Annotated in this window: 6 protein-coding genes; 5 read left to right on the top strand and 1 reads right to left on the bottom strand. The window is 36.6% G+C overall.

Annotated features, from left to right (window positions below; genetic code table 11):
* Window positions 1–39 precede the first annotated feature (39 nt).
* The 5 genes from AC6ER8_RS02975 to AC6ER8_RS02955 all read left to right on the top strand — a co-directional run bounded on the left by AC6ER8_RS02975 (window position 40) and on the right by AC6ER8_RS02955 (window position 10,367).
* Window positions 40–2,484 carry an autotransporter outer membrane beta-barrel domain-containing protein gene (locus AC6ER8_RS02975; RefSeq protein ID WP_497079197.1) on the top strand — a complete coding sequence of 815 codons (2,445 nt, stop codon included), beginning with the start codon at window positions 40–42 and terminating at the stop codon, window positions 2,482–2,484.
* Between the two features lie 143 nt (window positions 2,485–2,627).
* The gene (locus tag AC6ER8_RS02970; protein ID WP_497079195.1) at window positions 2,628–4,754 is read left to right on the top strand and encodes an autotransporter outer membrane beta-barrel domain-containing protein; all 2,127 of its coding nucleotides are present in this window, start codon (window positions 2,628–2,630) and stop codon (window positions 4,752–4,754) included.
* Window positions 4,755–4,888: 134 nt separating this feature from the next.
* Window positions 4,889–7,966, top strand: coding sequence for an autotransporter family protein (locus AC6ER8_RS02965; RefSeq protein ID WP_497079194.1), 3,078 nt, complete (start codon window positions 4,889–4,891; stop codon window positions 7,964–7,966).
* A gap of 1,029 nt (window positions 7,967–8,995) precedes the next feature.
* The gene (locus AC6ER8_RS02960) at window positions 8,996–9,355 is read left to right on the top strand and encodes a helix-turn-helix domain-containing protein (RefSeq protein WP_497079192.1); all 360 of its coding nucleotides are present in this window, start codon (window positions 8,996–8,998) and stop codon (window positions 9,353–9,355) included.
* A gap of 835 nt (window positions 9,356–10,190) precedes the next feature.
* On the top strand, window positions 10,191–10,367 hold the full coding sequence (locus tag AC6ER8_RS02955) for a DUF4102 domain-containing protein (RefSeq protein WP_497079191.1): 177 nt from the start codon (window positions 10,191–10,193) through the stop codon (window positions 10,365–10,367).
* Window positions 10,368–11,435: 1,068 nt separating this feature from the next.
* Here AC6ER8_RS02955 and AC6ER8_RS02950 read toward each other — a convergent pair.
* Complete coding sequence (locus AC6ER8_RS02950) at window positions 11,436–11,840, bottom strand: flagellar protein FlgN (protein WP_497079189.1); 405 nt, start codon at window positions 11,838–11,840, stop codon at window positions 11,436–11,438.
* Window positions 11,841–14,334: the final 2,494 nt, after the last annotated feature.

Genomic DNA, 14,334 nt, shown 5'->3' with positions numbered 1-14,334 from the left:
AAGTAAGCATCAAAGCATACCAATATTAAAGGCATATCTATGTGTAAGAAATATATTTATAAAAAAAATTTTTTGTTATGTACAATTGCTGGAACTTTGATTTTTTCTCATTTCGGTTCAACTTATGCAAATAAATCAGCGCCTACAATGACTATGGCTCGTGCGGATAAAGCAGAAGAAGAAAAAACCTTTAATAACGTTTTTATCCGTGGCAATTCTACGTCAGTAGTAGCTGATGACAAAGCCTTTATTATCGTTAAAAACTCAACAATGTACTCGAATTCTAATTTGTTTTCCGCAACGACAGGTGGACGTATTCATGCTAAAAAAGTTGTAGGAAAGTCAGATTCACGTGGTTTAGAAATTTCAAACGGTATCATTCATATTGAAGATTCAATCATAAATGTTTCTGGACATCATAAAAGTCGTGGTATCCTTTTTGATTACATCTCGAGTTCCCGAGTAAAAGAGGGAGAAAAAGTTGTCAATAAAGTAATTCTTACCGATACGAAACTTCTTGTTGAAAATGGTATTGGTATTTTGGGGCCAGATTATGCAAAATCTGTTGCTGAGGTAGAATTTAGAAATTCAGAAATTCGTTCTGATATGCTCTTGAAAAATAAAATCCCAGAAAGTTCAAAAGATATCAATCCTCGCACTCTTGTATTAACTGCTGACAACTCAGTTTTAGAAGGAAGAGTAAAAACTTTTCCTCAAAATACAACGGTTTTTACTCTCAACGATAACAGCAAGTGGTACTTAAAGGTTAGTCAATTCGAAGTAGATAAAGAATTTGACTATTCTAAAGGATACGTGCTCACTGATATTAAACAACGGGCACAATCCATTGTCTCAATATTGAATGTTAATAATAGCTCTATTATATTTAAAGAGCCCTATAAACTCGCAAAAAATCAATATCAAACCTTGCATGTCGGAAAACAGCCAGCAGCTGAAGTTGCTCAACCGATGCAAAACAGCAGCTCTCATGCAACAGCGGTTTATAATGCAACGGGTGACGCACGGATTTACTTAAATACCCAATGGAGTAGTGGTCTTACAAAAGAACAACAACGAACTGACCGTGTTCTTGTTCATGGGGATGTTTCAGGCACCACGACGATCTATTTCAATAATCTTTCACACCATGCAGAACTATTCAATCATGAGAAGGCAGAAGATTTTATTCCTTTAAATGCACGTGGGCTCTCACTCATTCAAGTCTTTGGAAGAGCAGAGGAAAATGCTTTCAAACTGGCAAATGGCTACACCACAATGGGAGGCTCACCTTATAAATATGTACTCAATGCCTATGGGCCGACATCCAGCCGTGGGAGAGCCGATAGTGCACAAAGTCATTTAAGCGGAATATTACAAGAATCAAAAGAAAAAGATGCGCAAAATACTGATGCATCATCCCTTGAAAAAGAAAATAATAGACAAGTTTCCTTGGAAGAAAATGAGAATTTCTGGGATTTCCGCTTGCAAAATGCTACTCTTGAATTTATGGAAGAAATTAAAGCTCTTGTTCCTCAAGTGGCAAGCTATCTGGTGATGCCTAATGCAATATTTTCCTCTGGTTTGACTGATGTAAGCAATCAAAATACACTGTTGGATAATATGCACTCAACAGTTTTTGGATTAGAAGGTCATAAAAAGAAAGGATTTTTCTTATCTACTTATGGCAACAGAGTGACATTATCTTCCAGCCGTAGTCCATTGGAATATGGTTATGGTGCAGATGTTCGCTATGCTGCTATACAAGCGGGCATGACATTAGCAACATTAGAAAAGCAAAATATGACCGTAAATTTTGGTCTTTTAGGCACCTATGGAAAGCTTGCTTTTACGCCAAAGGATATGGAAGGATCTGACAAAAGCATCCTAGATAAATGGTCCTTTACGGCCTATGGAAACCTCCACCATGACAATGGTCTTTATATTAATACATTGTTTTCTTACGGCGTTTTAAATGGGCATATCACAACAGCCCTTATCGGCAACACCGCAGAATTAAGCAATACGGATACATTAAATATATCGGCAACCGTTGGACAAAAATTAGCAACCGGTGTTGAAGGATTGGCCTTTGAACCACAAGTGCAACTTATTTATCAAAATATTGCATTTGGTACGCTTTCAGATATTGATGACTTCCAAGTTAATATAAGCACCCCCCAACAATGGTTAGTTCGTATTGGAGGGCGTTTAACGAAAACTATACTTCCTATTGAAAAAGATCGTGTTCTTTCATTTTATGGGAAGTTGAACGTTCTTAGAGCTTTTGGTGAAAAGAGCACGATTGATATTGTTGAGCCTTTCCAACTTGATACTATGGGATCTTCTCTTGAAGGTGGGTTTGGCATTAACGCACAACTTTCCAAAAATATTGCGCTTCATGCTGACGTAAGCTACCAACATAACCTTCAAAAAGCTGGGGTTTCTGGAATTAACTTCTCCGGTGGAATGCGTTATCGCTTTTAGAAATCTTAGCTTTTACTTTTGACAGATAAGCAGCGCTGAAATGTAAACAGTGCTGCTTAATTTTGCTCATTACAAAAAATCGTAATGTATCAAATAGTAGTTAATTTTTATCAAAAAAGAAAAACATCATAAGGAACATTTCTATGCATAAGAATCTTTTGTTCTGTACAACCGCTTGTGCTTTGTTTTTTTCTTCTTTTACCTTCATATCGATAAGTCACGCCTCTAGCTTAAGCCCTCAAACACGCCATGCTCTTGAAGAAATTACCAAATTACCAGAACAATATCGCCATGCCATTGATGTAATGAGCACTCCAACACAGGCCGAAAAAAATCTTGAAAAAATAGCCTCTGGCGCCATGATGGGAGAGAGTTCACAAGTACTTCAAAAAAGCCTAGATGAGGCAGACAGTAGAATTAATAGCTACTTCTCAGGGCTTGGTCGTTATGGATCTGGTGCACATACAAATGAATCGCAGAAAGCAAGAGATTATATACGTACCCAAGTTATGGCTAAACAACATCAGCTGGATATGCAACACAAGATACAAGCCAATGCCTATCTTAATCGCTTACGACAAGACCGGTTGATAAAGAGAGAAAATTTAATACGCGGCTACGAGAAAGCGCTCTTAGATGCCGCACAAGCCGCCGCAATCCTTGATGCCGATAACCAACAGCGTATTGATGCCACTCACCAACAATGGGTAAAGCAAGACAATCATGGGTGGTCCACACTGCAAAATAAAGCAGAAATATTACATAAAGCAGCAAAAGTGGATAGTGCGCTACAAGGACAAAATAAAGAACTTTCCGATACTTTACGCAAAGCAGTACTCGATGCTTTGAACACCGAAGAAATAACAAACGTGAAAGGAAAAGAAGGCTCTCTCTCATCTGAAGAGAATAAACAACCTCTTCTTTACTCCAACGCAAGACAACAACGTACCAGTGATAACTTATCCACTGATGTCATTTCACAGCACAAGGACAATTCATCCTTAAGAACAGATCGTGGAATGACCCAGCTTGGGATCAATAAAAATGCGCAATCTGATCTTGATCCCCAAACGAACACTGCTTCCTCAGCGTCAAAAAAGGCTCTTAACGCATCCGCAGAATCTCATGTAAAATTACCCACAAAGATTGAGAGCACCTCTCCACTGACAGAAGATAAAGCAACCGCATCATCTTCTTCTCTTGATAAAGAAGCAAACAGCAAAACGCTTATACCACAAATAGAAAACTCTTTAGTCATGCCTATCGCGATGTTTGCTGTTGGGGCTTCTGATTTCAATAATCAAAATATCTTGTTAGACAATATGCAAATAACCATGTTTGAACCCAAAAATTATCAAGAGAGAAGCATTTTCTTATCCACTTATGGCAATAAGAACACGTTTTTCTCACGGATTCATTCACAACAAGAGGGTAGTCAAGCAAAACAAGAAGAAATACAGGCAGAACAAGAAAACGTTCAAAAAGAACAAAATGACGTTCAAGTAAAACAAGAGAGCGTTCAAGAGGCACAAGGGAGCATTCATGCCGATATTCGCTATGCTGCATTGCAAGCAGGAGCAACATTAATAACGCTACAAGATCAAAATATCAGCACCAATTTGGGTCTTTTTGGAACCTATGGGAAATTGTCTTTTTCTCCTAAAAAAGCAGAAAGCTCTCATAAGAATATATTTGATAAATGGTCACTTACGGCCTATGGAAACATTCAGCATGATGGTGGAATCTATGCAAGTGCCTTTCTCTCTTATGGAATTTTTAAAGAAAATATAAGCAAAGATTTCATCAAAGATACCTCCATAATAAATAATCATACAATATTAGGGGCAGCTGCAACTGTTGGTCAAAAACTATCAACCGGTTTTGAAGGTGTCATCCTAGAACCACAAGCACAACTTGTTTATCAGCGTCTCATACTTGGTTCTTCCTCAAATGATAGCTCTTCTTCAGATGAAGATAACGCTAAAATAACCATAAACAAACCTGATCAATGGTTGCTCCGTATTGGCGGACGTTTGACGCAAAACAAAGGCCATGCCCTTTCCTTCTATGGTAAACTGAATTTTCTCAAAACTTTTAGTAAAAAATTTCAACTGGCCGCTATGGGATCTTTAGTCGAAGGTGGTTTTGGTCTTCACGCGCACTTATCGGAAAATATCGAGCTTCATAGCGACTTGAGTTATCAACATAAATTCAAAAAAGTAGGCATCTCTGGAATAAATATTTCTGCTGGAATGCGCTATCACTTCTAAAAATACTTGTATTCCTATCTTGAAATATAAAGCACCCTCATTATGTTTCGTTTTGTCTCTTACAAAAGAGACATAATGAGGTCAAGGTTTTATCTTTGTATTAAGAGAGGGGAAATAGTTAGGAATACATCTATATGAAAAAAAGCTTCTTACTATACACAGTTTCTAGTGTTTTGTTTTATTCTTCCACCAGCTTGTCTTATGCTCTTCATCGTACAACTCCATCACCAACGATAGGTCTCCCTTCTCTACAACCTGTTCGTGCTGAGAGTTCGGTAAATATGCCTAAAATTTTTAATCCATATGATGGTAGTTCACCTGATGGGTTTGGAAACACTTATCCACCCTCCTCTTCCTTTCCACCTTCAATACCTAGCACCCCTACGTCCCTTACCCCATCTGAGCAACCAACAAAATCTGAAACGGCCCCTAAAAATACAGAAACTGTACAATCTAATCCGACAGCCACACAAGAAACGACAACACAACCTTCATCAACAGAAATGACTCCAGTAGCAGGAGCAGCAAAATCGAGAAGACGTTCAGGTGCTTCTGATACTTCCTCTTCGAGTGAATCCAGCGGTAAAACACTTTCGAATTCTGCTTTATCTTCACAGCCAGAATCGATACAATCTCAAACCCATTTACGGCCAATATCTGGAACATCTGAAACTACAGAACCAAAACTTACAAGACCGACAAAAGAGGTATCACAAACACCGGAAAAACCAGAATCTAAACGACTGGAACTTACAAGACCAGCCACAGAAATATCATCAACGTCTAAAGAACCAGAACCCGTACAATCAATATCTTTAAGGCCAGCAAGTGAACAAAACGCATCATCGCTACAATCAGCGCAAACTACATCTGCGCAAAACGTACCTGAAAAATCAGAGCTTGCAAAACCAATCTCTCCCATACAGCCTGCACAAATCGAAACTATAAGTACCGGCGTTGAGGTTAAGAACGGTACAACTGTAACTCTGCATAACAAAAAAATTCAAGACAGAGGAATTGCTGTACATGCGGAAGAGAACAGTTCAAAAATCCAAATGAACGGAGGAAACGTTGATGCCGGCTTTATTGCACTCAGTGTATTAGATGGTGGAGAAATTGATGCTACAGGAATTACGGCAACAGCAGAAACAGCTGGTTTGGTCAACATAGAAGGGATAATTAATCTTAAAGATTCAAGCGTCCATGTCACAGGGGAATCTGAAGCGAATGCTATTATTTTTAGCAATAATCTCTATCGCGCCCCTCAAAGGCGATATCCACGCCATGCTGAGAGAAAGGCCAATGCTGTTCAAGAACAAAATATTGCCGGTAAAGTAAATCTAGAGGGTACAAAGCTGCTCACTGACCATGGTTCAGGAATCAGCCTTTATGGAGCAAACACAAAGGGTGAAGTCAGCCTTAAAAATTCAGAAATTCATGCTGATATTTTAGTAAAAAATACGAAAAACGAAAGCGACTCCACAAACACTCTTACACTGGTTGCGGATCGCTCTTCTTTAGAAGGTCGAGTCAGAACTTCTAGAGATAATAGGACAATTTTTGATCTAAAAGAAGGGACGAAATGGTACATAAAGCCCAATAAAAATGCTTTAAATAGTGATAATATTTCAGATGATGATACTATTTTAGATGACTATGTACGGTTTGATCTTGATGAAAAATCATTCTCTAACCTTTCTACCTTACAGCTTACAGATAGTGCCATTATATTCGCTAAGCCAATAGAGGGAAAGTACCAGACTTTGTTGATAGGGTCTCAATTTCCACAAGAAGATGAAACTGCGCATACAGCAGCGGTTTATAGTGCAAAAGGTGTTGCAGAGATTTATGTAAACACTCGATGGGACAAACATTCTCCTATCAAAGAACAACAAACCGATCGCATTCTAATTAATGGTGATGTATCGGGGAGCACTGTTGTTCATATCAATCTCCAAGAAACAGATAAAAAAATAACCGATAACTCTGCTATTTGGGAAGAACACATGGCGTCACTTCCTTTAGGAACACATGGGGTTTCAATCATTCAAGTTTCCGGACAAGCAAATGAAAATTCCTTCAGGTTAGCCGGAGACTATATGACCATGGGTGGACAACCTTATAAGTATATCCTTGCAAGCTATAAACCTGGAACATCTCATGAAAGCCAAAATCTTTTGGGTAAGAATAATAATTTCTGGGATTTCCGCTTACAAAATGCCTACGTTGATAAGGATAAAAAAGTTCGAGCACTTTTACCACAGATGGCAAACTATTTAACTCTGCCGAATGCTTTATTTTCTTCTGGATTTTCTGATGTAAATAATCAAAACGCGTTGTTAGATACTATGCGAACAACAGTGTTTGGAGCTAAAGACCATAAAAAGAATAGTCTCTTTTTTTCTTCCTACGGCGAGAAAGTCAACTTATCTTCCAACCGCGGCCCACTACGTTATGGTTATGATGCTGATGTAAACTATAAAGCTTTACAATTGGGGCTCATATTAGCCGCCTTTGAAGGTAAAGACATAAGCACACATTTTGGTCTTATAGGAACATACGGAAAGCTTGCCTTTACACCAAAAGAAATGCAAGATTCTGAAAAGACAACACTTGATAAATGGTCACTCACCGCTTATAGTGGCCTCCAGCATAGCAATGGTCTATATGTCAATGCTCTTCTTTCTTACGGGGCCTTAAAAGGAAACATTACCACAGCTCTTGTTGGGAATGCTGCAAAATTAGATGGAACTGAGTTCCTTAATATATCGGCAACCATTGGTCAGAAATTAGCAACCGGCACAAAAGGACTGGTCTTTGAACCGCAAGCCCAAGTGATTTATCAAAATCTCATGTTTGATATCTTCTCAGATGCCAATGGCTTAAAAGTAGACATGGGTAACCCACATCAATGGTTGGTCCGTTTTGGTGGACGTTTAACAAAAACGATCATGGCTACGGAAGAAAACAAGGCTGTTTCCTTCTATGGTAAAATGAATGTTATCAGAACTTTTGGTGATGGCAAAACAATAAAAATTGCCGATACCTTTAATCTTGATCCTACAGGCTCTTCAATTGAGGGAGGCATGGGTGTAAATGCCTATCTTTCTCAAAATATTGTGCTGAATGGCGATATTAGCTATCGACAAAAACTGCAAAAAACTGGTGTATCGGGAGCTAATGTTTCGGGTGGCATACGGTATCGTTTTTAAAGCAAAAGAACTTTTAACTTCAATTAAATAAAAGAGCAGCACAAAGTGCTGCTCTTTTATTTAAACTTATATTTTTAAAACTCTCAAAAATCATTATTTTATCAAATAAGCTATTGGTTTATAATATTTTTTATCAATTAAAAAAACTGTATATCTTAGCATTTTCTCATTCATTTCCAAGCTTTTCCTCTTCAAGTAATAAAAACGCTCCTTCTGCGCATCACAAGTGGAAATGTTGATATACGGTAAAAACAATTAAAGAAGGAGATAAAAATCCCCTCTTATGAACCCAAAAGACTATTCAAGATTGGCAAAGTCAATAATCATACCAACTTGTTTCCTTGCACTGAATAAAAATAGCAGCTTTGTACCTCTCATGAGAGGATTGATAAACCTTCACGAAGCCCCTATACCGTTCATAAAGTGCCATTCGTGAAATGAGTATGAATATTGAAAGAGTTATCCTTAAAACAAGCATATGAATTGGCAAAAAAATCTATTCTATTTTGGGGATTTTCTTTTACATGAAGCGTATTTTCTCATGAAAGCCCCACCCCTATCATTATGATATCTCAATCGCAGCAAAAAGACCAAACGAACCATTTTAGTGATTGCTTAAAGGCTCTGTAACGTGCCTCATAAAGATTTATTTGAGCTTCACAACCAAGATTTTTCTTTGTGAAAAGCATATTTTATGAATTGAGTAAGCACACCTTAAAAAATTGAAAGGCAAACCGCCTTTCATAAAAAAATCTATCCGTTTCAAGAAAAATGATTTTTATTGCCAATTTTCTGAAATTACTTTACACATTAAAAGATGTTTTGGTCGTCTACGCAACGATCAAGTGGGCCTTGAAAACCCAAAACCCTAGCGTAAAAATGAACCCACTTTGTGGGTATCCCGGAATTCCGGGAGATTTTGCTATGTCCAGGTGCTTCCAAGCACTAAAAGCAAAATGCTGACTAGGGTTCAGTGTTTTCAAGCTCCCGGAATACCAATGCGAGGGCGCTCGCAACCGGAGGGGGCAAATGCGAACTCAAAACCTTAAACTTGATCTTTTTGTTGGCAAAAAAATTCGCTTGAGACGAAAAATCTTAGGAATGTCTCAAAAAACATTAGGAGACGCTTTAGGGATAAGTTTCCAACAAATTCAAAAGTATGAAAAAGACTTAAATCGTGTAAGCGCAGGACGTTTAAAGGAAATCTCCGATATTTTAAATGTTCCACTTACCTTTTTTTACACGGATATCATCACAAACGAAAACGCCCCGTACCATCATGATGAAATTGCATCGAGCAAAGAAGAATATTTGCTTTTAAAAAGTTTTAGAATTCTTCCCTCTGTCAAACAAAAAGCCATTTTAAAATTAATTTCTGATCAAAATTAAAATGCTTTAAATGACCTTTATCCTTTAATTTGCTCTCTATTCTAAGAGCAAAGCGCTGCAATTTATAAAAAATTCAGCTTCTTAATTTAGCAAGTTCCACTTAGTTGACTTCCTGCGATATAAAGCACGATATTTTCTCTTCCTAAACATTCATGCTCTTTGTCAGCCTTCACAAAGGAATCTAGAAGTGCACCATAGCGATAGCACTTTTATTTTTCCTGGAATTTTCTCCTCAAATCTATAAATAATCCAGTTTCTCATCGAGCCAAATTTTAGCTTCTGACCACTGATATAAATGCATCTCCTCAATACCTCTGCACCCATCATCCCTTTAAAATAATATATTGATTTATTATTATAAATCATCTTTTCAACTTTAATACCGAATAATGTAGGATTCTTTCATCACTTCCCTTCTCATATTGAACAATCAATCAAAATCTCTTGTTTTCACATCACAAGCAAAGGGGATATATGGATAAAAAAGAATAAAAATACCCCAATCTCAAGTATCAAAAGCTATCACAACGTTCAATGCTGACAAAGTGTATGACAATACCAACTTGGTCCTTCGTTAAGCATAAATATAGTCATACTCTATAAGTTTTACACTATTTCCATTAAAAGATTATTATGCCTTTCACAAACTCTATCGTATCACAATAATACATTGATTTATAATAATAAATAATACTTTTTCAATTTGAATCATAACGCCGAATATAGTAAGATTTTCTCATCACAAATCCTCTCATTGAATCAATTAATGTCACTTTCTTGCACATCATAAGCGGGGTTGGCGTGTGAGTAAAAATAAGAAAAGAAAGGAGTAAAAATGGTTTTTATGAATCGTCTTCATGCAAGGTCTGTCGCAACATTGGGGGCTGACCAATATAATGATGATGCCGGCTTTCTTCTTCATAAGCGTAAAGATGGTGGTACTCAATGGCTTTATCGTTATACTTTTCACGAGCGTCGTCACGAAATGGGCTCTGTTAGCAAATGGGGATAACAAGCCTTAAAAAATATTTCTTTAAAACAAACGCGTACATTGGGAGCAAGTACATTGGGAGCAATAAGTGTCTTTTTTTGAAAAATTCTGCTTTGCATGAGGGACGTGATCCCCTTTAAAAACGCAATAAACAAAAACATAAAGAAATATATTATCTTCACTCTTTAAAAGATAGTGCTGTAATTTTTTTAAAAACTGCAAAGCTAAAAGATGATGATAAAATATTTTACAGCTTTATAATTCTCCCCCAATGAAGCTGCCTCCTCTTTTTAAATATTAATCCCAATAAAGATACACAATATGTTCGTTCCAATTTTGGATGTTCTTTCCAGTCTAGCATACAAAAGCCGCAATAGCAGAAAAAGCCCTAAAGCGCCTTAATCTTTGTCTCAAACATGTAAGCTTCCAACACCTAACTGTCTCACATCACCACACTTTAAAGAAGGTTGTTTCGTAAGGCATCAAGAAGTCGTCTTAATATTCTCTTAGTTCCTTCCCCGAACGAAAAAACACTCCCCACTCAACCTACTCTGTAAAACAATGCTCTACACACAATCCATTTTTTCTGAAAGTGCTTTCTTTTTACTTTCTACAGATGTGTTGCACTTCACACACCATACTTCCAACAACAGTGCTTTATAAGGCTTCTAGGCAATATTCATCAAATACTCTAAAAAGTACCTCATTAGGATAAAACTTTCCATCCTCACAGTTTAAAAGAAGGCTATTTCATAAGGCATCATGGAGTCGTCTTAATATTCTCTTAGTCCCTTCCCCGAACGAAAAAACAAAGCCCCCACTCAACCTACTCTGTAAAACAATACTCTGCAAACACTCCAACTTCTCTTAAAGCCACTTACACTTGGGCTTCGCACTCATACACGCGCTTCACATCACCTTAAAGAGACCATTTTAAAGACTCTTTTTTACAGCACAGTAGAATGATAATTAAAATATTCAAACGTGCGCTTAAAACACGGAGACTCAACAAATACACTCTTTATGCAAATGACTGCTCTACCTCATCATTATCATCACGTAGAACAACGGATATGAAACAAATTTAGATCATTCCTCTGTTTCTTTTACATGTTTAGGTATTTGCATAGCTTGGGAAAGATCATTAACGGCACTTAAATGTGCTTGCAGTAACTCACTATTACGTTGTAATTTTTCTTGTAAATCAGACAACAAACTTTCAACCTCATGCTCAATATCTTGATTCATGTAGCGTTTTACATCGCTCATAGATTTATTAAGATCACGCAAACCACGTATTTTACATAAATTTATTTCTTCGTAATCTGGAACGCCACTGCTCTCTAGCATATTGCTTTCATAATCAACCACTTGAGCCAAACCCTTAACAGCCGCGACAAATTTTGTCATCGCCCAATCACGATCAATCAGATTATTATCAAGAACTTTTGCTTTTGCTGCAAAACTATCATCACCATATTGCACTACAGACATTTTTATTTCCCCTTCAACACTCTTGTTCAATCTTGCTTTCAAATGAGGGAGATTAAACAGTTTTTCTTCAATGCTGATACACTCAATTGAGTTCATTGTGCGAATATTACTCAGACAACAACACGACACTCCTTAGAAAGTGTATACCACTTCAACATTCAACGCATTTTATGAAATATTTTCTTGCCTTGCTCCAAAACCATCATTGCTACCCTGGCAATTCACCCAAACACTGTAAACTTGAAACCTCTACAATACCAAACCTTCCAAGCTCTCTCTATTTCTTTCGTCTTCTTTCATCCTGCCTGTCTCTTTTGTCTTGCCGATTTTATCTTTATTTACCGATTTCATCGCCACCAAGACCAACAGAAAACAACACTGCTTAACAATAATATTGGCAATAAAAAACACCTGCCAACAAAACTTGCAGCATACAAAGACTTAAGCTTATTTAAAGATTTCAGTATCTTATCGTTTCAGTATCTTACCGACAGCAACATTTCACCCTCCATAACTTTATGGCCTTCCCTACACCTAAACTCGTATACTTTTTACTTTTCACCACATAAGGTGACAGCCTACAAGATTAGTTGCATCCATTCAAAAAGATACATTCCCCCTGTATCCTTTTTGCATACATGCAAAATTTCGCATAAAATACAAAAAGAATGCACTTCTAAACAGAGCAGCCATATAGCACTATCAAAAAAGACATCTTAAAACAGCTAAACAGCCATCAATCTCTCTTTTTTAATTATTATTCGCTTTTCTTTGCAACGAATGATTATATAAGATTTTGAAAACCTTTTCAAGCGTTTCTTAGTCAATCAGTTTACTGCGCCTTCAATCGCATATTCACACGCTTGTTTTAAAGAAACACCTCTCAACGCTCGTCACCCCTATTTGGCACTGGCTTTCATAAATGGTATCATGATAAATCTTCCATGAAATGTATAAAATCCAGTATATAAAATCCATTGAATTCCCCCATCTTTACGCTTAATAAAAGAGCAAGCCTTATACATTTTGCCATTCCCAATGTTATTCCTCCTTAGAACTTTGAAACAGCTCATAAGAAACATACCTTTTTATACAATTTTACCTACACAGCCTTCCCCATTTGTAATGTGCAAAAGACATGATTTTTGTTGTTTCAATATAAAAGGAATTTAAAATGAGAAAACTCTACGATATTGAGAGCTGCTATTTAAATCGAATAACGCTAAATTATTTTTATAAATAAAAATATTATCAATGCATAATACTACCTCACATTAATATTTTTAAAATTTTTTCCCTCATCTTCCTTTAGATTATTTCATGCAATACCATACAGTTTACTCTTCATATCGCCGCTTTACATGCGCTGCTGGTATAAAAACTACGGCATTACAGAAAAACGCTAGATATTCTCTTAATCTCTTCCCCACACTAAAAAATGAACCGCTCCCAACCCAGTCAATAAACAATGCATAAAAATTATCAATTTATAATAAAAGCATAATTTCTATCACGCTCTCCTTCTCATCATCCCCCTTTAAATGAAACCTTTCTCTTTTATAATTACACTGAAATATTTATGCCCATAAGCTAAGATAATGATTTATGAAGATAAAGTATTATTCTATATGCTCAATGAAAAATTTGTAGAACTTGGAATGATCATATTTTAAATTTGTTCACTCTATTCCATGTTAAGCTCATTAAAATCACTTGGCTTATATATCTCAAACGGAGTCTGATAGGTTGATCAAAAATACTGAAAGAAAAAGGCCTCTGGTGCTCTCTCTTAAATGCCAAGAGCTATCGTCAATATAAAAGTACGATGATTAAAACTTTCTCTTTCACAAATATAAAGAGGGGCACATTCTATAGATTTTTATAGTATTAAAACTTTATATTATTTTATGAAAGCTTTCCTGTGACACTATCTACATTGACCACTATACCATTAACAAGCGCCATCGCAAAATGCCCACCATGTACATTGAAAGATATTTTTAAAACAAGCACATAAACGTACAATACAAGTATATTAATAGAGACTCCACAAATCTATTGCGTTTTAAACATTCTTTTTTCATACAAAAGTATACCCCACGCAAGAAAATTTAAATATTGCTATAATGAAAAATCGTATCAGAAAGCGTGTTGCCTCCCCACCCTTTAAAAGATAAAGACTTTAACCCAATCCTCTCTTATAAAAAGTAATAAGCTGGCCCCATCATTATATCTCGAAACCTCCAATGTTGTACGACAAACCTTGGTATTTGAGACGGTCCATGAAAAGACACTCTTAGTCTTTTCTTATATAGTTTTTACCACACGGCCCCCGCTTGTAACATGCACGCAAATGGATTTGTTTCATTCAACATGGAACAGGTTTGGAATGAGAAAATCCTACGAGTGTCAGGTACTCATTTAATATGCAAAACATTGAATTATTATTATTCATCAATGCTTTACCGTGCACAGTATTAATTTTTGTCAAGCA

It is taken from the genome of Bartonella sp. SL320 (genome assembly GCF_059687635.1).
Note: the sequence above shows the minus strand (reverse complement) of the source record. Positions and strands in the feature narration are given on the sequence as shown.

What these genes read in the sequence shown, in the direction of transcription:
- AC6ER8_RS02970 (WP_497079195.1), top strand. Translation starts at nt 2,628, where the DNA reads ATGCATAAGAATCTTTTGTTCTGTACAACCGCTTGTGCTTTGTTTTTT.
- AC6ER8_RS02955 (WP_497079191.1), top strand. Translation starts at nt 10,191, where the DNA reads ATGGTTTTTATGAATCGTCTTCATGCAAGGTCTGTCGCAACATTGGGG.
- AC6ER8_RS02965 (WP_497079194.1), top strand. Translation starts at nt 4,889, where the DNA reads ATGAAAAAAAGCTTCTTACTATACACAGTTTCTAGTGTTTTGTTTTAT.
- AC6ER8_RS02950 (WP_497079189.1), bottom strand. Translation starts at nt 11,840, where the DNA reads ATGTCTGTAGTGCAATATGGTGATGATAGTTTTGCAGCAAAAGCAAAA.
- AC6ER8_RS02960 (WP_497079192.1), top strand. Translation starts at nt 8,996, where the DNA reads ATGCGAACTCAAAACCTTAAACTTGATCTTTTTGTTGGCAAAAAAATT.
- AC6ER8_RS02975 (WP_497079197.1), top strand. Translation starts at nt 40, where the DNA reads ATGTGTAAGAAATATATTTATAAAAAAAATTTTTTGTTATGTACAATT.